Genomic DNA, 16,428 nt, shown 5'->3' with positions numbered 1-16,428 from the left:
ATGTGGACAAGGCTCTACGCCCTGATCGTCAAGGAACTGCTCGCCGTCCTGCGTGATCCCAAGGGCCGCGCCATCCTGATCGGCCCGCCGATCGTCCAGCTTCTCGTCTTCTCCTATGCGGCGACGCTCGAAGTCCACAATGTCGACGTGATGATCCTCAACCGCGACAACGGTCACTGGGGCCAGGAACTGATCGAGCGCATCGATGGCTCGCCAACCTTCCGGAAAATCGAGATTGCAGGAAGCCAGGCGGAGGTCCGGGTGGCGATCGACAACCAGACGGCCATTGCGGCCGTTGAGATCGGCCCGGACTTTTCCCGCAATATTGAGGCGGGAGCGCCGGCCGACCTGCAGGTGGTGCTCGACGGCCGCCGCTCCAACGCCTCGCAGATCGTCGCGGGCTATCTCTCGCAGATCGGGGCGGCGCTTGCCGCCGAGACGCCGGCCGGCAAACGTGCCGGCGCCGACATCGTCTCGACAGTGCCGCGCAACTGGTTCAACCCGAACCTGACCTATCAATGGTTCATGGTGCCGAACCTGATCGCCAGCATCGCGCTGCTGATCGGTCTCATCGTCACGGCGCTGTCGATCGCCCGCGAGCGCGAACTCGGCACCTTCGACCAGTTGATGGTCTCGCCGCTGCGCATCCACGAGATCCTGATCGGCAAACTGATCCCGCCGATGATGATCGGCCTCTTCCACATTACCGTCTATATCCTGGCCGCCGTCTTCCTCTTCGAGGTGCCGCTGCGCGGCTCGCTCTTCCTGCTTTACGGCAGCGCGATCTTCTATCTCGGCTCGGTCGCCGGCCTTGGCCTCTTCATCTCGGCGCTGTCGATGACACAACAGCAGGCGATCCTCGGCGCCTTCCTTTTCATGGTTCCGGCCATGCTGCTCTCAGGCTTTGCGACGCCGATCGAGAACATGCCGGGATGGTTGCAGCCGGTGACCCTGATCAATCCGCTGCGCTATTTCCTGGTGATCGTCAAAGGCGTCTTCCTGAAGGATATTCCGCTGAGCGAGGTGGTGAACCAGACGATCCCGCTGGCGCTGATCGCCACTGTTACGCTCAGCGCCGCCGCCTGGCTCTTCCGCCGGCGGCTGGAATAATGCCTCCCGACTCAGGCTTCAGCCGCCTCACATAATGTGAACCGGCCTTCCAAAGCGTGACTCTCTCCTGCTGGAACCTCGGATTGGCGTGGTCGTTACCCAAACGCAACCCCAGCAGAGGAGAAGCAAAATGTACAAGGTCCTACTTGTCTCCAGCGCCCTTGCGCTGTCGTCACTTGCAACCAATGCGCTCGCTGATGGAGCCGTGACCGGTGCAGCCGGTGGCGCCATCACCGGCGCAATCGTCGGCGGCCCCGTGGGTGCTGCCATTGGCGGCGTGGCCGGCGGTGTCGCCGGTGCCGTTGTGGATCCGCCGCCGCGCGAGGTCGTCACCTATGTCCAGCAGCAGCCGGCCCCGACCGCTTCCGTGGTCGTTCAGGAACCGATTGTCGTCGGCAAGCCGCTTCCGGCGGATGTCGTCGTGACACCGGTACCTGACAATCCGAAATATGCCTATACGGTCATCAACAATCAACACGTGATTGTCGAACCGCGCACCCACCGCGTGGTGCAGGTGATTGAATAAACAGGAAGAAAGGGTCCGCTTCCGGACCCTTTCTTCTCTAAGCGAAAACCGCCGCCCGGAAAGGACGGCGGTCGTGCTGTCTGATCGGGCGGATCAGACCTTCAGCTCGCGGCGCTCGCGTTCGGTCACCATCGCGAGGTCGAGCACCTTCTGCAGGTTGGCGGCGTGGCGGAAGTTCGGGTCCGGCTGGATGCCGCTTGCCACGGCCTCGGCAAAACGCTGGTAGTTGGTCGCCACCGGTTCAACCTCGATCTTCGTCCAGGTGGCGGTTTCGACATCCTCGCCGAGGCAGCCATGCAGCTCGGAACCGCTGGGACGATGGATGACCTCAAGGCTGCCCCTCTCGCCATAAATGCGCAGCTTCAACTCGTTCAGATGCCCTGTCGCCCAGCGGCTGGCATGGATGACGCCGAGCGCACCGTTGGCAAAATCGACGGACATGGTGAAGCTGTCATTGGCATCGAGCAGATATTCGCCGATCTGGCCGCCCGGCGCCTTGTTGAACGTCTTCAACCGGGCAAAGACGTGATCGATGTCGGTCGCCGCGCCATAGGCGGCGAAATCGAGAATATGGATGCCGACGTCGCCAAGCACGCCGTTCGAACCGTGGCCGGTGGAAAGCCGCCACAGCCAGGTCGATTCCGTGCGCCAGTCACCCCAGGCGCGCGACACCAGCCAGCTCTGGAGATAGGAGGCTTCCACGTGTCTGATCGTGCCGAGCTCGCCGGCGAGCACCATCTCGCGGGCGCGCTGCAGCGGCGCGACGTTGCGATAGGTGAGGTTGACCATGTTGATGACGCCGGCCTTTTCGGCCGCCTCCGTCATCTCCAGCGCCTTCGCATAGTTCTCCGCCAGCGGCTTTTCGCAGAACACATGCTTGCCCGCAGCAATCAGCGCCATCGTCGTCGGGTGATGGATGCGGTCGGGCGTGACATTTGTCGCCGCATCGAATTCACCCCAGGCGATCGCCTCCTCCAGCGAAAGAAATTGCTTTTCGATGTTGAACTTGTCGGCAAAGGCCGAAAGCCGCTCGGGATCGGTGTCGACGGCGCCGACCACCGTCACGCCGTCGATGAGGGGGAAGCGGGCGAGCTGGTTTTTCGCCATCACCCCCGTGCCAAGAACGAGTAGTCGCATGGATGCTCCTCAGCGGTAACCGGCTTCGCCGGCCTGGTGCAGTCTTGGGCCGCGTTCGACGATCGGCTCCAGTGCTTTTTCTACCGGCACATTTGGAGCATCGGTAATGCTCTTCAATGCACCCTCGGGATTATAGGCCCACTTCACGCCGTTGATCAGCACCTTCTGGACATTGACGTCATGATAGGTCGGATAGGTCTCGTGGCCGGGGCGGAAATAGAAGATGTTGCCGGCGCCGCGGCGCCAGGTCAGGCCTGAGCGGAACACTTCGCCGCCCTGGAACCAGGAGATGAACACCGTTTCGAGCGGTTCCGGCACAGAGAACTGCTCGCCATACATTTCCTCGTTCTCAAGCTCGAAATGCTCGCCGATACCGGCGGCGATCGGATGGCGCTGGTTGATCGTCCACAGTCGCTCGCGCTCACCCGCCTCGCGCCACTTCAGCGCGCAGGGCGTGCCCATCAGCCGCTTGAAGATCTTGGAGAAATGGCCGGAATGCAGCACAAGCAGGCCCATGCCTTCCCAGACGCGCTTGGCGACACGCTCGACAACCACATCGGAGACCGCGCCGTGATCCTTGTGGCCCCACCAGGTCAAGACGTCGGTCTCAGTAAGACGTGCTTCGCTGAGGCCGTGCTCCGGCTCCTGCAGCGTCGCTGTCGTCGCCGAGATACTTGGATCGGTGTTCAGCGCATTGGCGATCGTAGTGTGCATGCCCTCGGGATAGATCCCCCGGACGATCTCATTGGTAGTCTCGTGAATATTCTCTCCCCAGACGACGGTGCGAACGGCCATGATGTGCTCCTGTAGAACCTGGAAATATCGATAGGCGGGAAGGCAGGATTCAAAGCGCTTTGGAAAACGGCGCTGGCTGCGCCTCGTCTCCTCCACGTCCAAGGAACACATAGACCTTTGTCAGTATTTTGACAAAGGGGAAAATTTATCGGCCGAAGGCGGAGAAGCCGCCTGCCAATATCACAGCAATATCAATGCGAAACGGACTTCGAGAACAGATTGACGACCATAACGCCCGATATGATCAGCCCAAGGCCGACGATCGCCGGCAGGTCGAGGCGCTGCTTGAAGAACACCAGGCCGACCGAGGAAATCAGCACGATTCCCAAAGCGCTCCAAATCGCATAGGCGATACCGACCGGGATGCTTTTCAGAGTCAGCGACAGGCAATAGAAGGCGGCCGCATAACAGGCGACGACGAGTGCCGTCGGCCCGATGCGGGTAAACTGCTGCGACAGCTGCAGTGCGGTCGTGCCGATGACCTCGAGCACGATGGCTGCAAACAGCAGCCCGTAGACGGCGGCCTGGCTCATGGCGAATTCCTTTTCGAATTACTTGCCGGTCAGTTCGACAAGGCGATCGATAAGATCCCGCCTCACAACGCCGTTGATATCATGGCTTTCCAACGTATCTGCGAACCAAAGACCGTCGGCGGCGAAACGCACGACTTGCGCGTCGAGGGAGGAGTCTGTGCCGATATATTCCTCCGCCCGCGCCTGCACCCATTGGCGCCAACGAAGACGCAGCCGGGGTTCGGCAAGAAGCGCGATCGTCACCTGCGTCCAACTCCTGGAATCGTCGGGACGCTCCTTGAGACCGGATACCGCCCTCAGATAAGCGCGGGTGAAGCGCCCCTGCGGCAGCGGATCGCCGCGCATCAGTTCCTCTATATCGGCGTCGAACTTTTCGAGCAGGCTCTCGAACAGCGCATCGAGCAGCGCATTCTTCGTCGGGAAGTGATGCAGCAGCCCGCCCTTGCTGACGCTGGACGCAGCGGAAACCGCATCGAGCGTGACGGCGGCCATGCCGTCGCTGGCAGCAAGGCGCGCGGCGACCTCCAGCAACTGCTGGCGCACGAGCACGGGCTGTTTCTTGCGATGATGAGCGTTCGACATGCAGATAAAAGATACCGTCCGGACGGTTTTGTCAAGGAGAATCGGCCGCAACCCCTGCCGTGCCGGCATTATGCGCGAAATGCCGCGGCAACTTGATGACAGTTGCGATCATTTGCCGACCGGTGCATGAAGAGGCCGGGGAATGGTTGAGGCAATGGGGATGGTTTCGTGACGGAGAAGGTCACCACCTTATATCAGGCGATCGGCGGCGATCCTGTCGTGCGGGCACTGACGCACCGCTTCTACGAACTGATGGACAGGCTGCCGGAGGCGAGCAACGTGCGGGCCGTGCACCCGCCGAGCCTTGAGGGCAGCGAAGAGAAATTCTACGAATATATGACCGGTTATCTCGGCGGCCCGCCGCTCTATACCGACAAGCGCGGCCATCCGCGTCTGCGCAGCCGCCATTTCGTCGCCGAGATCGGCCCTGTCGAGCGCAACGAGTGGCTGCTCTGTTTTCGCCGCGCCCTGGACGAGACGATATCGAGCCAGGAGCTGCGCGATCTCATCTGGGCGCCGGTCGAACGGCTCGCCTATCACATGCAGAACAAGGCCCCTGACGACAAGGAACAACCATGAGCTTGAACGCGCGTCTGGAGCCGGTGCTCTATCTCTTTGCCGGCCTGTTTGGCGTAGCCGGCGTGGCGCTTGCCGCCCTTGCTGCCCATGGCGGCGGCGAGGCCAATCTTGCGGCATCCGCATCTGCCATGTGCCTTGCCCACGCCCCTGCCCTGCTGGCATTGGCTCTCGGCAACGTCAGGCTCAGAACCGCCTGGCTGGCCGGTTTGCTGATGATTGTCGGAACGCTGCTTTTTGCGGGCGATCTCGTCACCCTGCGCTTTTCCGGCTCCGGCCTCTTCCCCTATGCCGCGCCGACCGGCGGCTGGGCGATGATGCTTGGCTGGCTGGCCGTTGCGGCAGGCGCTGTCTTCCGCGTCAGGACTTGAGACGACGGTTCGGAGCGTTGCTCAACGAACAGCTCCGATCTTCTCACTCGACGGAGAAGGAGGGCGAAGACGTTACCACGCATCTCTTCTCCCCAGCGGGGGTCCGAAGGACGGGTCGAGACCCGTGGCTCGACCCCGGTCGGTGCCGGCAGGCGATGAGGGAGTGAGCGGCAAAGCCGCGAATGCACGGACCGCGAGTGAAGGGCAACATGAATGTTGTGCCGTGTGGCCCCCTCATCCGGCCCTTCGGGCCACCTTCTCCCCGCTGGGGAGAAGAGGGAGCAAGCCTCACCTGTCCTTCACACCAAACAGGAGGGCGAAAAACGCATCAACAGAACTCAAATCCCATCGACCACATTGAAGCCCTCGAAGACCGGCGGCCCCTTGTAGATCGCCTTGTGATCGCCGGCATTGCGGTGCGCCGCGCGAAAGCTCTCGGACTTCGTCCAGTTCTGAAAATCAGCTTCGCTCTTCCAGACCGTGTGCGAGGAATAGAGCGTATAGCCTTCCTCGTCGTTGACCTTGCCGCGCAACAGGCGGAATTCGACGAAACCGGGCACCTCGGGCAGGCTGGAATCGCGGTTGCGCCAGACCGTCTCGAAATCGCCTTCGCTCCCGGTCGCAACCTTGAAGCGGTTCATTGCGATATACATGGAATCTCCCTACGCCTTCCTCTTGCCCGCCTTTGCAGAACGCAAGGGAAAGGCGAGAACATTATCGCCGTTTGCCGCTGCTGGGCCAAGCGGTCTTGTTGTCGCTTCCCCGGGCATGCGCGCTTCCCAGGTCGGGAACAGCGTCACATTCTGGTAGATCTGCTGGCGTTCGGCATGCTGCTGGAAAAGTTCGTAAAGTTCGGGCACGAGGCCCTCGCCTGTCTGCGCGGCGAGCTTATGCAGGCCGATCATGGTGAAGCCGTCGGGGCGCTGGTCGTTCATCGGGAATTGTCTCGTTCGTTCATCGTCTGCAGCGCACGCTCCAGGCTGGACTTGCTGCCGTTGCGCAGCGGGATGAAGGTCTTGCTGAACTTCTTGCAGCCGGTCTTCACACGCAGGCAGGCATCGTGGCTGATACAGTCGATGGGGCAGAAGACGCAGTCGACCGAGGGAAGCAGAGTATCGATGCGGGAAACCGCTTCGCGCAGCCCGCCATCATGGTGGATGAGCTCAGCGCCGAAATTGCTGCAGATCTGGCGAAGATGCGCCACCTGGCAGTCACGGCCACCGACATAGAGGAAACTGCGGCCATCCAGTTTGGACCGTCCGAGGGATGCCTGACCAGCGTCCTCGCCCACGCTATCGCGGACCTCTCGGTTCGAACCTTTCTTGCCCTTGCGAGCCATATTCCACCCGTCGCTCGTTGATCGTCACACGATTCCTGCGTGTGCGGGTGGACCTTATTAAACTTGATTTTTAGAGTAAAGTATAAAGTTGATTATTTTTATCATATTTTATCGAGCGGTGACTTGGACAGGAAAACTGTACGAGCGCGAGGATCCGGCCCAGTCATCCGGCATAGCAGGAAGATTACAGGAAGCGATCCGGGACAAAACGGCGCTATCCACCTCGGCCAAGCCCGAACCTCGGACAAGGCCTGATGCGGTGACATCTCCGTTGCGATTGATCGTAATGCGGACATTCAAGGATGCAGAATTGCGACGATATCGCGATTCAATCCGGTCAACGCAACGGAACAGTCGCGAGACGATCTTGCCCTTGTAATTGGCTTCGGATGCACCGCCCGATCCACTCCGTCCGCCCGACGTGCGTGAATTATTGTCTGAACTGGCGTCTGCCTGCCCGTCCGCGGCGCCCCTACGTGACTCCTGTTTGGCCTCTCCCTCTGAACCCTGTGCCTTCTTCGGGGGCTGCTTTCTTTCGATCGGCTTCTTTTCTACCGGCTTTTCCAACTTCGGTTTCGGCTGCGGCGTGACGATCTCTGTCGGCGGTTCCGGCTCGGGAGAAATCGCGGCCGTCTCGACAGGCTTGATCTCTTCCGGTTCGGATTGCATCGCGGTTGCGACGGGTGGCTCGGTGGATGTTATCGGCATCTCCGGGGATTGCTCCGGCACCACTGTCGACATTGGCTGCGCAACTGAAGTTTCCGCAGGAGTTTCCGATACCAGCACCTCTGGTTCCGCTGTCCTCACTGTCTCCGCTGACTGACGCGTGACTTCCTGCGTGGGCTGAACGGCTTCGACCGGCTCTGCATCGGTCGGCTGGACAGTTTCCGCTTGGACGGCCTCCGGCTGCATTTCCGTTGTTTCTACTGGCTTGACCGTGTCGGGTTCGACAGCTTCCGGAACAATTTCTTGCTGGATGGTCACCTCGGTCTCGCCAGCGGCGCTCTGATCGGCGTCAGAACTGCCGAGCATGACGACGCTGATCGCTTCGCCCGCCTCCATCAGTGTTTCATCCGAAGGCTTGGGTATGACCAGGAACAGCGTGACGGCCAGTGCAGTATGAAAAAAAAACGATCCGACACAAGTCAGCGCCACCCGTCTCCGCACCGGTGCCTTCTCGTCTCCCTGCTTTTCTACCGCTGCATCCATCGGCGGCGCAGGAACAGAGGCTGTCGGTTCGGCCTCCGGATGATCGGGAAAGGAGGGTATCTGCGCGAAACGCGCATAATGGACCACCGCCTCGCCAGCCGGCTGCCGCTGCACATTGCGCAGGTCGGAAAGCTCGTGGCCGGGATGCATGTTGTTGTCGTTCAGACCGCCGTCAGCGTCCGGCTCCCCGATGAGCACCTGTCTCGATCTGGTCTTCGCTGAAATTGCCATTTGTATGCCTCGGACAGTCTGACCATGCCCGCCGGGATTCATTCCCGGCGTATTCTCAAAGCAATTCCAGGAAAAGTGCGAAGCGGTTTTCCGTCCGGAACTGCGTAAAAACAAAAGGTTAGAGCGGTTCTGCGCTTTCGTGAAAAGCTGAACCGCTCTAGCCCTCGAAGGGAACGGAAATCTGCGAGCGGGTGACGAGACCCTTCATGCATTCGCCCGCCGCCGGGCCGTCACAGACCGGCGTGTCGTTGATGATGATGCGCGTGACCGTCTCGCACTTCACATTCGGCATATCGAACTGGCGCACGCGCTTCTTGCCCTGCGGCAGATCACGGAAGTCGAGCACGGTGATGCGATCGACGGCATTTTTATCGTTGAAAAAAGCGAGTTCGAAGGAGATCTTGTTGATCGGGGTCTGGAGATTGTTCTCGGCGACGAAAGTCATCATGCAGCCCTTTTGCGATGGCGCCAGAGCGTTGAGCTCGACATCCAGCTTGGTGGTTGCCGCATCCTGCGCCTGGCACATGCTTGAAACCGCCATCACCATGCCGGCTGCAACAGCCGCAAACCTAACCGTCATCATCTTCTCCGCCATTGTCGCGAACCGCCGCCAGGCGGCCTCATATCAGCAATCTCAAAAACTTGACTACAATAGTCTCCTATTGCGTCTTTAAAAAACTATGAGTAAGAAAGTCAAGATAATTGTCATCACAACCGGGGACCCTGATCACCGGCCTCATGGAATTGCCAACCGAAATGATGGTTGAAAAGCCAGATAACTTTAAGCACGTGCCGCTGCAGAGCGAGCCTGCGGCGCAGCACCGGATCGTCGAAAGCGCGGATCTTTTCCGCGGCACGAACGAGATCATGATTAGACACGACGGCTTGGTCTATCGCCTGAAGATCACCCGTCAGGGCAAGCTCATTCTCAATAAGTAGGGTAGGATATGACCGAACAGACAAGACCGGCGCCAGCCGAAATCCGCGCGTTTCGCGCTGACAATCCGAAGATGCGCGAGCGTGATATCGCCGCCCAGCTGAAGATTTCCGAGGCAGCCCTCGTCGCCGCCGAAACCGGCATCAGCGTGACCCGCATCGATGGCAGTGCGCTGAAGCTTCTCGAGCGCGTGGCCGGCCTCGGCGAAGTCATGGCGCTGTCGCGCAACGAAAGCGCCGTGCACGAGAAGATCGGCGTCTACGAAAACATCAAGAGCGGCGCGCAGGCCGCGATCGTTCTCGGCGAGAATATCGACCTGCGCATCTTCCCAAGCCGCTGGGAGCATGGTTTCGCCGTATCCAAGAAGGATGGCGATCACGAGCGCCTCAGCCTCCAATATTTCGACAAGGCCGGCAACGCAGTGCACAAGGTGCACCTGCGCCCGAGCTCGAATATCGAGGCCTATCACGCGATCGTCGCCGAGCTGAAGCTGGAAGACCAGTCGCAGGAATTTGTCGAAGCTGAAACCTCGAACGCCGCCGATGAGACCACTGACGTCAGCCGTGACGAGTTGCGCGACAACTGGAGCAAGCTCACCGATACGCATCAGTTCTTCGGCATGCTGAAGCGCCTGAAGATCGGCCGCCAGGCGGCCGTGCGCACCGTCGGCGACGACTATGCCTGGAAGCTCGACAACAGCGCGACGGCAGAGATGATGCATGCCTCGGTGAAATCCGGCCTGCCGATCATGTGCTTCGTCGCCAATGACGGCATCGTCCAGATCCATTCCGGCCCGATCTTCAATGTGCAGCCGATGGGACCGTGGATCAATATCATGGATCCGACCTTCCACCTGCATCTGCGCCAGGATCACATCGCCGAGACCTGGGCCGTGCGCAAGCCGACCACCGACGGCCACATCACCTCGTTGGAAGCTTACAATGCCGAAGGCGAGATGATCATCCAGTTCTTCGGCAAGCGGCAGGAAGGTTCCGACGAACGCGCGGAGTGGCGCGAGATCATCGAAAACCTGCCGCGGGCAGCAAGCGTGGCCGCATAAGGATCGCAACGATGACGACGCGTAACAATCTGCGCCGGATCCGCCCTTGGGAACTGGCCCTGACGGCGGCCGTCATGGCGCTGCCGCTGATCCCGACGGCGCGGGCGGTCGACGGCTTTGCCTTCGTCCGCGCCGCCCACGCCGAAGAAAAGAAGCTCGACACGTCGCGCCTGGTTTCTGTCGGTGGCGACATCACCGAGATCGTCTATGCGCTCGGCGAAGAAAACCGGCTGATCGCCCGCGACACGACGAGCATCTATCCGGAGGCGGCGCTGAAGCTGCCCAATGTCGGTTACATGCGCGCGCTCTCGCCGGAAGGCATCCTCGCCATGAACCCGACGGCGATCATCGCCGTCGAAGGTTCGGGCCCGCAGGAGGCGCTCTCCGTGCTGAAAAATGCCAGCGTGCCCTTCGAGTCCGTGCCGAGCGCCTTTACCCGCGACGGCATCATCGCCAAGATCGACCGTGTCGGCACGCTGCTGGGCGTGCCCGACAAGGCGAAGGCGCTTGAAGAAAAGGTCGCGGCCGATCTCGACGCGGCGATCGCCGATGCCGAAAAGCGCCCGGAGGCCGAGCGCAAGCGCGTTCTCTTCATCCTCAGCGCCCAGAACGGCCGGATTATGGCATCGGGCACCGGCACGGCCGCCGATGGCATCGTCAAGCTCGCCGGCGCCATCAATGCCGTCGGCGCATTCCCGGGCTACAAGCCGCTGACGGACGAGGCGATTATCGAAGCCAAGCCCGACATCATCTTGATGATGAATCGCGGCGATGGCGCCGGCACCAAGAACGAGGACCTGCTGGCTCAGCCGGCGATCGCACTGACGCCGGCAGGTGAGAAAAAAGCGATCATCCGAATGGATGGCGGCTACCTGCTCGGCTTCGGCCCGCGCACCGCGGCCGCCGCGCGTGAGCTCAACACGGCGATCTACGGGGGCTGATCATGGCCCTGCCGCAAGCCATGATGGACCGAAGGCGACGATTCCCGATGGCGAACATCCGCGACATCAGGCAGGCGGGCGACAGGACGCGGCTCGCCTTGCTGGCGATCGCGTTGCTCGTCATCGGCTCGGTCTTCTCGATGCTGTTTTCGGTGACGACAGGCGCCTCGGATGCCTCGATCCTCGACGTCATCAGCAACATGGCCGGTTCCGAGACGGCGCTCAGCACGCGTGACCGGATCATCATCTTCGATATCCGCCTGCCAAGGGCGATCCTCGGTTTCCTGATCGGCGCGTCGCTGGCCGTTTCCGGCACGGTGATGCAAGGCCTGTTCCGCAATCCGCTGGCCGATCCCGGCCTCGTCGGCGTCTCCTCCGGCGCAAGTTTTGGCGCGGTTGCCATGATCGTCCTCGGTGGCGGTCTCGCAGCGCCGGTCGAGGCGCTTCTCGGCATCTACGCTCTGCCGACAGCCGCTTTCGGCGGCGGCCTCGTCACGACGCTGCTGCTCTACAGGTTCGCCACCCGTCACGGACAGACCTCGGTGGCGACGATGCTGCTTGCCGGCATCGCGCTCGGCGCGCTCGCCCTCGCCATCACGGGACTGCTGATCTACATGGCCAACGACCAGCAGCTGCGCGACCTGACCTTCTGGAGCATGGGCTCGCTTGCCGGCGCCACGTGGACGAAGATCGCCGCCGCCAGCCCGATCATCCTGTTGTCCTTTACCGCCCTGCCCTTCATGGCCCGCGGCCTCAATGCCATCACGCTCGGTGAGGCGGCCGCCTTTCATATGGGCGTGCCGGTGCAGCGGCTGAAGAATGTCGCGATCGTCGGTGTCGCTGCGGCGACCGGCGCGTCCGTCGCCGTCAGCGGCGGCATCGGTTTCGTCGGGATCGTCGTGCCGCATATCCTGCGCATGGCGATCGGCCCCGACCATCGTTTCCTGCTGCCGGCCGCAGCTCTTCTCGGCGGCTCCCTGCTGATCTTCGCAGATGTCTTGGCGCGCACCCTGGTCGCCCCGGCCGAGCTGCCGATCGGCATCATCACGGCGGCGGTCGGCGGGCCGTTCTTCCTGTGGATACTGCTGAGGCAGCGTTCGCGCCTTGCCCTGTGAGTGATGTCGTGAGTGACCCCCGTGAGTGACATTGAGATGATCGAAGTTTCCGGCGTCTCCGTGCGCCTTTCCGGCAAAACCATCATCAGCGACGTGACTTTTGCGGCAAAGGCCGGCGAACTGACGGCGATTGCCGGGCCGAACGGCTCCGGCAAGACGACGACGATGAAAGCCATCTCCGGCGAACTTGCCTTTGGCGGCTCGGTGCGCATCGGCGACGACGAAGTACAGGCGCTGAAACCCTGGCAGCTTGCCGCCATTCGTGGGGTACTGCCGCAGGCAAGCACCATCTCCTTTCCCTTCACCGTGCGCGAGATCGTCCGCATGGGCCTGACATCAGGCCTCAACCTGCATCCCGACAAGGCCGAGCAGACGGCGGCGGCAGCGCTTTCCTCCGTCGATTTGACCGGCTTCGAAGGCCGTTTCTATCAGGAACTCTCCGGAGGCGAGCAGCAGCGCGTGCAGCTTGCCCGCGTGCTCTGCCAGATCGCCGAGCCTGTCGTCGACGGCAAGCCCTGCTGGCTGCTGCTCGACGAGCCGGTCTCGAGCCTCGACATCAGCCACCAGTTGACCATCATGACGCTCGCCCGCAATTTCTGCCAACGCGGCGGCGGTGTCATCGCCGTCATGCACGATCTCAACCTAACGGCGCTCTTTGCCGACCGCATCGTGCTGATGAAATCCGGCCGCCTCGCCGCCGCCGGCAGCATCGGCGAAGTGCTGACGAACGAAACGATGCTCTCGGTGTTCGGCTGCGCGCTGCGCATCAACCAGGTGCCGGCCGACGGCACGCCCTTTGTGCTCGCCCACAGCGCCATTTCCCGCCCCTGAGCACTGCGCGAGCGGAACTTTTGATCGCCCGGCACGTTGTCGGCAGTGATCTGGGTCAATGCCGGGCGATATCATTCATGCAACGGACGGTGGTGACCCTCGTGCGAAATAGGCGGGCTTGCGCGCGCCCCAGCCAATGGAGACAGCCATGAGCTATTCTATCTTCCAGTCCGGCCGCAGCCGCCGCAACGGCACCTTCCACAATTTGGAATCCGGGATCGAGGAGCAGATCGAGGCGCTGCGCGGCGAACTCGCCGAACTGACGCGCCTCGTCGGCAAGAGCTCACGCCATCAGGGCGAGAAAATCCGTAGCCAGGCCGGTGCCGGCTATGAGGAACTGCTTGGCCGCAGTGAGGATCTGCTGCGCGAATTGCAGCACGGCTATGAGCGTGGAACGACGGAAATGCGCGAGACCGTGCGCAAGCACCCACTGGCAACCATCGGCGCCGCGGCCGCTTTCGGCCTTGCCATCGCCTTCCTCGCCCGGCGCTGAGGAAGCGCGATGATCTTACCGATCCTCAGCCTGCTGACGGGCGCAAGCGTGCACCGGACCGTTGCGCGCGCCAAGCGCAACGGCATCTTCATTGCGCTTGCCGTGCTCTTCCTTCTTACCGCCTACGCGCTGGCCGTCACCGCCGGCGCCATCTGGCTCGCCGGCATCTACGGCCCGGTCGGCGCTGCTCTCTTCCTGGCCGCCTGCGCGCTGCTGATCGCCATCATCGCCCTGGTGGCGATGTCGATCATCAACGCCCGGGAAGCACGCCGCGCCCGTGAACGCCGTGCGTCGCTCGAATCGCTGGCAACGGTGGGGCTCGGTCTTATCCGCGCCCAGCCGCTCCTGACTGCCGGTGTTCTGGCAGCAATCGTCGCGGCCAATCTGGTAGGGTCAAAGCGCGAGGATTGATTGAGGAGACGTGCAGCAAACGGCTGCCCCTCACCCTAACCCTAACCCTAACCCTCTCCCCGTAAAAACGGGGAGAGGGGACGTGCCCCGCGAGAGGCTGGCGAGGAACGGTGAGGGTGCGACACATGTCCCTTCGCCCCGCTTGCGGGGAGAAGGTGGCGGCAGCCGGATGAGGGGCGAATACACCAAATCATATCAATGGCATAACCGAAAAACGCAAAAAGCCGGCGCCCCGAGGGGCGGCCGGCTTTCCTCCCAAATATGACTCTTGTCAGAACGCGAAAGCCTTCGATGTCAGCGGCGCCGAGGTGGCGTCGGGGCCGAAATCAGCCTCGCCTGAGATCTGCAGCAACTCCTGCAGCCGCTGACGAGCCCGGTTGACGCGGCTCTTGATGGTGCCCACGGCGCAGCCACAGATTTCGGCCGCCTCCTCATAGGAAAAACCCGAGGCGCCGACGAGGATGATCGCCTCGCGTTGATCCGGCGGCAGCTGGTCGAGCGCCTTCTTGAAGTCCTGCAGATCGAGCGCGCCATATTGCGAGGGGTGCATCGCCATAGATTCGGTGAACAGCCCGTCGCTGTCCTGCACTTCGCGGCCGCTCTTGCGCATCTGGCTGTAGAGTTCGTTGCGCAGGATCGTAAAGAGCCAGGCCTTCATATTGGTGCCCATCTCGAAATGATCCTGCTTGGCCCAGGCTTTCATGATGGTGTCCTGGACGAGATCGTCGGCACGGTCGTGCCGCCCGATGAGCGAGATTGCGAAAGCGCGAAGGCTTGGGAGTGCCGCCAGCAGTTCCCGCTTGAAGCTGGGTTGCGATTTGTCTTCCATGCGGCGATCCTATTCGGCCATCTTGGCAGAAGCCATCATTTCAGCATGGTCGAGCTTTTCGAGAAGGTCGAGAAAACGATCGGGAATCGCCTCATCCTGTGCGGCCGAATAAAGCGACCGGAGCCTGACGCCGATCTGGTTGTTCGGGTCCAGGATGTCGCTTGCCCGCAGCTCCAGCTTTCGCTGATCGGCTGCTTCTTTCTTGCGTGTAGTCATCAATTCGTCTTCTCGCCGGTTGTCTGTTCGAGGGGCGTGGATGGGATCAAAAACGATTTCAACCATCGACATCGAACGTTCCATTGTCGATGTCGCTGGCATTTGCCGTTGCATGGGTCAAAACGCTACGCCCTTTCTTCGTCGGCTGGAATAATGCGGCGCGACGAAAAAAGTTCCTGCCGTTCCGGAACTTTTTTATCAAGGCGACGTTAACCGCTCATTGAAGCCAATGCCGGCCTGTATGCAGGAGCCCATTAATGACACTTTCTACTCGGATTGCGCCGCACCTTCCTTATCTGCGCCGCTATTCCCGCGCCCTTACCGGCACTCAGACTTCGGGCGACGCTTATGTCGCCGCCGTTCTCGAAGCCATCATCGCCGATCTCTCGATTTTCCCGGATACGGCGAATGACCGGGTCGCACTCTACAAACTGTTCACGCAACTGTTTGGTTCCACCGCAGTCCAGATTCCAGAGCCGACCTCGCCCTATGCCTGGGAGCAGCGTGCCACGCTGAACCTTTCCAAGGTTTCGCCGCGCGCCCGTCAGGCCTTCCTGCTCGCCTCCGTGGAGAATTTCCGCGTCGCCGAAATCGCCGAAATCCTGGAAACCGAAGAACAGGATGTCATGCATCTGCTCGACGTCGCGTCGCAGGAGATTTCCCGTCAGGTCGCAACCGATATCATGATCATCGAGGACGAACCGCTGATCGCCATGGATATCGAGCAGATGGTCGAGAGCCTCGGCCATCGCGTCACCGGCATTGCCCGTACGCATGCGGAGGCCGTGGCGCTCTACAATAAGACCAAGCCGAGCATGGTGCTGGCCGACATCCAGCTTGCCGATGGCAGCTCCGGTATCGACGCAGTCAACGACATTCTCAAGACGTCGAGCGTACCGGTGATCTTCATCACTGCCTTCCCGGAACGGCTTCTGACCGGCGAGCGCCCGGAACCGACTTTCCTTGTCACCAAGCCGTTCAATCCCGACATGGTCAAGGCATTGATCAGCCAAGCTCTTTTCTTCAATGAATCGACCAGAGTAGCCGCCTGAGACGCAATTTTCCGGCCTTCGGAACCAAATCGCCAAAGCAGGCGTTCCGGTGCTACCGGGACGCTCCGGTGGCTTTAACGGTTTTTGCAGCGCTTTGTTCTAGAGTTGGCAGGCGGTGTCTGGAAGGGCGCTCC

The 16,428-nt window shown here is 61.4% G+C and carries 23 protein-coding genes; 12 read left to right on the top strand and 11 right to left on the bottom strand.

What is annotated here, in order from left to right; all coding sequences use genetic code 11:
* Both ACM5SV_RS22010 and ACM5SV_RS22005 read left to right on the top strand, forming a co-directional pair.
* Positions 1-1,110: an ABC transporter permease gene (locus ACM5SV_RS22010; protein WP_222015886.1), complete on the top strand. Its 1,110-nt coding sequence runs from the start codon at positions 1-3 to the stop codon at positions 1,108-1,110.
* A 130-nt stretch (positions 1,111-1,240) separates the two neighbouring features.
* Entirely contained in the window at positions 1,241-1,636 is a 396-nt protein-coding gene (locus tag ACM5SV_RS22005; protein ID WP_113546088.1) for a DUF1236 domain-containing protein, read from the top strand.
* Between the two features lie 93 nt (positions 1,637-1,729).
* Here ACM5SV_RS22005 and ACM5SV_RS22000 read toward each other — a convergent pair whose 3' ends face one another.
* The 4 genes from ACM5SV_RS22000 to ACM5SV_RS21985 form a co-directional block, all read right to left on the bottom strand.
* Positions 1,730-2,773, bottom strand: a complete 1,044-nt coding sequence (locus ACM5SV_RS22000) for a Gfo/Idh/MocA family protein (protein ID WP_222015884.1) — start codon at positions 2,771-2,773, stop codon at positions 1,730-1,732.
* Between the two features lie 9 nt (positions 2,774-2,782).
* Positions 2,783-3,568 carry a ThuA domain-containing protein gene (locus ACM5SV_RS21995; protein ID WP_222015882.1) on the bottom strand — a complete coding sequence of 262 codons (786 nt, stop codon included), beginning with the start codon at positions 3,566-3,568 and terminating at the stop codon, positions 2,783-2,785.
* A gap of 191 nt (positions 3,569-3,759) precedes the next feature.
* The gene (locus ACM5SV_RS21990; protein WP_003542195.1) at positions 3,760-4,101 is read right to left on the bottom strand and encodes an SMR family transporter; all 342 of its coding nucleotides are present in this window, start codon (positions 4,099-4,101) and stop codon (positions 3,760-3,762) included.
* An 18-nt stretch (positions 4,102-4,119) separates the two neighbouring features.
* Entirely contained in the window at positions 4,120-4,683 is a 564-nt protein-coding gene (locus tag ACM5SV_RS21985) for a TetR/AcrR family transcriptional regulator (protein WP_012758642.1), read from the bottom strand.
* 168 nt (positions 4,684-4,851) lie between these two features.
* Here ACM5SV_RS21985 and ACM5SV_RS21980 point away from each other — a divergent pair, with 168 nt between their 5' ends.
* Together ACM5SV_RS21980 and ACM5SV_RS21975 are read left to right on the top strand one after the other, a co-directional pair.
* Complete coding sequence (locus ACM5SV_RS21980) at positions 4,852-5,262, top strand: group II truncated hemoglobin (protein WP_011653148.1); 411 nt, start codon at positions 4,852-4,854, stop codon at positions 5,260-5,262.
* Complete coding sequence (locus ACM5SV_RS21975) at positions 5,259-5,630, top strand: DUF423 domain-containing protein (protein ID WP_012758644.1); 372 nt, start codon at positions 5,259-5,261, stop codon at positions 5,628-5,630. Before ACM5SV_RS21980 ends, ACM5SV_RS21975 begins: the two co-directional genes overlap by 4 nt.
* A gap of 338 nt (positions 5,631-5,968) precedes the next feature.
* Here ACM5SV_RS21975 and ACM5SV_RS21970 read toward each other — a convergent pair whose 3' ends face one another.
* From ACM5SV_RS21970 to ACM5SV_RS21950, 5 genes are all read right to left on the bottom strand, one after another.
* Positions 5,969-6,283 (bottom strand): antibiotic biosynthesis monooxygenase family protein, encoded by a 315-nt coding sequence (locus ACM5SV_RS21970; protein WP_017994942.1) that lies wholly within the window; start codon positions 6,281-6,283, stop codon positions 5,969-5,971.
* A 9-nt stretch (positions 6,284-6,292) separates the two neighbouring features.
* The gene (locus ACM5SV_RS21965) at positions 6,293-6,565 is read right to left on the bottom strand and encodes a hypothetical protein (protein ID WP_222015880.1); all 273 of its coding nucleotides are present in this window, start codon (positions 6,563-6,565) and stop codon (positions 6,293-6,295) included.
* Positions 6,562-6,969, bottom strand: coding sequence for a DUF2325 domain-containing protein (locus ACM5SV_RS21960; protein ID WP_113546092.1), 408 nt, complete (start codon positions 6,967-6,969; stop codon positions 6,562-6,564). The genes ACM5SV_RS21965 and ACM5SV_RS21960 overlap by 4 nt, the downstream gene beginning before the upstream one ends.
* A gap of 108 nt (positions 6,970-7,077) precedes the next feature.
* The gene (locus tag ACM5SV_RS21955) at positions 7,078-8,409 is read right to left on the bottom strand and encodes a TonB family protein (protein WP_222015878.1); all 1,332 of its coding nucleotides are present in this window, start codon (positions 8,407-8,409) and stop codon (positions 7,078-7,080) included.
* A gap of 157 nt (positions 8,410-8,566) precedes the next feature.
* Complete coding sequence (locus ACM5SV_RS21950; RefSeq protein ID WP_113546093.1) at positions 8,567-8,989, bottom strand: hypothetical protein; 423 nt, start codon at positions 8,987-8,989, stop codon at positions 8,567-8,569.
* A gap of 176 nt (positions 8,990-9,165) precedes the next feature.
* Between ACM5SV_RS21950 and hemP the strand changes: the two genes are divergently transcribed.
* The 7 genes from hemP (at position 9,166) to ACM5SV_RS21915 (ending at position 14,197) form a co-directional block, all read left to right on the top strand.
* On the top strand, positions 9,166-9,348 hold the full coding sequence (gene hemP / locus ACM5SV_RS21945; RefSeq protein ID WP_012758649.1) for a hemin uptake protein HemP: 183 nt from the start codon (positions 9,166-9,168) through the stop codon (positions 9,346-9,348).
* Positions 9,349-9,356: 8 nt separating this feature from the next.
* Complete coding sequence (locus ACM5SV_RS21940) at positions 9,357-10,406, top strand: hemin-degrading factor (RefSeq protein ID WP_419425395.1); 1,050 nt, start codon at positions 9,357-9,359, stop codon at positions 10,404-10,406.
* Between the two features lie 11 nt (positions 10,407-10,417).
* Entirely contained in the window at positions 10,418-11,347 is a 930-nt protein-coding gene (locus ACM5SV_RS21935) for a heme/hemin ABC transporter substrate-binding protein (RefSeq protein WP_222015875.1), read from the top strand.
* A 2-nt stretch (positions 11,348-11,349) separates the two neighbouring features.
* Positions 11,350-12,462, top strand: a complete 1,113-nt coding sequence (locus tag ACM5SV_RS21930; protein WP_222015872.1) for a FecCD family ABC transporter permease — start codon at positions 11,350-11,352, stop codon at positions 12,460-12,462.
* A 36-nt stretch (positions 12,463-12,498) separates the two neighbouring features.
* Entirely contained in the window at positions 12,499-13,293 is a 795-nt protein-coding gene (locus tag ACM5SV_RS21925) for a heme ABC transporter ATP-binding protein (protein WP_222015914.1), read from the top strand.
* 148 nt (positions 13,294-13,441) lie between these two features.
* On the top strand, positions 13,442-13,786 hold the full coding sequence (locus ACM5SV_RS21920; protein WP_012758654.1) for a DUF883 family protein: 345 nt from the start codon (positions 13,442-13,444) through the stop codon (positions 13,784-13,786).
* Positions 13,787-13,795: 9 nt separating this feature from the next.
* Positions 13,796-14,197, top strand: coding sequence for a hypothetical protein (locus tag ACM5SV_RS21915; protein ID WP_011653160.1), 402 nt, complete (start codon positions 13,796-13,798; stop codon positions 14,195-14,197).
* 271 nt (positions 14,198-14,468) lie between these two features.
* Here ACM5SV_RS21915 and ACM5SV_RS21910 read toward each other — a convergent pair whose 3' ends face one another.
* Together ACM5SV_RS21910 and ACM5SV_RS21905 are read right to left on the bottom strand one after the other, a co-directional pair.
* Positions 14,469-15,026: an RNA polymerase sigma factor gene (locus ACM5SV_RS21910; RefSeq protein WP_003542247.1), complete on the bottom strand. Its 558-nt coding sequence runs from the start codon at positions 15,024-15,026 to the stop codon at positions 14,469-14,471.
* A gap of 9 nt (positions 15,027-15,035) precedes the next feature.
* On the bottom strand, positions 15,036-15,242 hold the full coding sequence (locus ACM5SV_RS21905; protein WP_003542250.1) for a NepR family anti-sigma factor: 207 nt from the start codon (positions 15,240-15,242) through the stop codon (positions 15,036-15,038).
* A gap of 257 nt (positions 15,243-15,499) precedes the next feature.
* Here ACM5SV_RS21905 and ACM5SV_RS21900 point away from each other — a divergent pair, with 257 nt between their 5' ends.
* Positions 15,500-16,294, top strand: a complete 795-nt coding sequence (locus ACM5SV_RS21900; protein WP_003542253.1) for a response regulator — start codon at positions 15,500-15,502, stop codon at positions 16,292-16,294.
* Positions 16,295-16,428 lie beyond the last annotated feature (134 nt).

Origin of the sequence: Rhizobium sp. CRRU65, assembly GCF_048551595.1 — a bacterium.
In the GTDB taxonomy this organism is placed as follows: Bacteria; Pseudomonadota; Alphaproteobacteria; order Rhizobiales; family Rhizobiaceae; genus Rhizobium; species Rhizobium leguminosarum_J.
Note: the sequence above shows the minus strand (reverse complement) of the source record. Positions and strands in the feature narration are given on the sequence as shown.

Bases quoted from the DNA above. Each gene is read 5' to 3' on its own strand.
- ACM5SV_RS21915 (WP_011653160.1), top strand. From the start codon at position 13,796: ATGATCTTACCGATCCTCAGCCTGCTGACGGGCGCAAGCGTGCACCGG.
- ACM5SV_RS21910 (WP_003542247.1), bottom strand. From the start codon at position 15,026: ATGGAAGACAAATCGCAACCCAGCTTCAAGCGGGAACTGCTGGCGGCA.
- ACM5SV_RS21975 (WP_012758644.1), top strand. From the start codon at position 5,259: ATGAGCTTGAACGCGCGTCTGGAGCCGGTGCTCTATCTCTTTGCCGGC.
- ACM5SV_RS21995 (WP_222015882.1), bottom strand. From the start codon at position 3,568: ATGGCCGTTCGCACCGTCGTCTGGGGAGAGAATATTCACGAGACTACC.
- ACM5SV_RS22010 (WP_222015886.1), top strand. From the start codon at position 1: ATGTGGACAAGGCTCTACGCCCTGATCGTCAAGGAACTGCTCGCCGTC.
- ACM5SV_RS21985 (WP_012758642.1), bottom strand. From the start codon at position 4,683: ATGTCGAACGCTCATCATCGCAAGAAACAGCCCGTGCTCGTGCGCCAG.
- ACM5SV_RS21970 (WP_017994942.1), bottom strand. From the start codon at position 6,283: ATGTATATCGCAATGAACCGCTTCAAGGTTGCGACCGGGAGCGAAGGC.
- ACM5SV_RS21935 (WP_222015875.1), top strand. From the start codon at position 10,418: ATGACGACGCGTAACAATCTGCGCCGGATCCGCCCTTGGGAACTGGCC.
- ACM5SV_RS21940 (WP_419425395.1), top strand. From the start codon at position 9,357: ATGACCGAACAGACAAGACCGGCGCCAGCCGAAATCCGCGCGTTTCGC.
- ACM5SV_RS21965 (WP_222015880.1), bottom strand. From the start codon at position 6,565: ATGAACGACCAGCGCCCCGACGGCTTCACCATGATCGGCCTGCATAAG.
- ACM5SV_RS21990 (WP_003542195.1), bottom strand. From the start codon at position 4,101: ATGAGCCAGGCCGCCGTCTACGGGCTGCTGTTTGCAGCCATCGTGCTC.
- ACM5SV_RS21925 (WP_222015914.1), top strand. From the start codon at position 12,499: ATGATCGAAGTTTCCGGCGTCTCCGTGCGCCTTTCCGGCAAAACCATC.
- ACM5SV_RS21950 (WP_113546093.1), bottom strand. From the start codon at position 8,989: ATGACGGTTAGGTTTGCGGCTGTTGCAGCCGGCATGGTGATGGCGGTT.
- ACM5SV_RS21930 (WP_222015872.1), top strand. From the start codon at position 11,350: ATGGCCCTGCCGCAAGCCATGATGGACCGAAGGCGACGATTCCCGATG.
- ACM5SV_RS21900 (WP_003542253.1), top strand. From the start codon at position 15,500: ATGACACTTTCTACTCGGATTGCGCCGCACCTTCCTTATCTGCGCCGC.
- hemP (WP_012758649.1), top strand. From the start codon at position 9,166: ATGATGGTTGAAAAGCCAGATAACTTTAAGCACGTGCCGCTGCAGAGC.
- ACM5SV_RS21955 (WP_222015878.1), bottom strand. From the start codon at position 8,409: ATGGCAATTTCAGCGAAGACCAGATCGAGACAGGTGCTCATCGGGGAG.
- ACM5SV_RS21960 (WP_113546092.1), bottom strand. From the start codon at position 6,969: ATGGCTCGCAAGGGCAAGAAAGGTTCGAACCGAGAGGTCCGCGATAGC.
- ACM5SV_RS22005 (WP_113546088.1), top strand. From the start codon at position 1,241: ATGTACAAGGTCCTACTTGTCTCCAGCGCCCTTGCGCTGTCGTCACTT.
- ACM5SV_RS22000 (WP_222015884.1), bottom strand. From the start codon at position 2,773: ATGCGACTACTCGTTCTTGGCACGGGGGTGATGGCGAAAAACCAGCTC.
- ACM5SV_RS21920 (WP_012758654.1), top strand. From the start codon at position 13,442: ATGAGCTATTCTATCTTCCAGTCCGGCCGCAGCCGCCGCAACGGCACC.
- ACM5SV_RS21905 (WP_003542250.1), bottom strand. From the start codon at position 15,242: ATGACTACACGCAAGAAAGAAGCAGCCGATCAGCGAAAGCTGGAGCTG.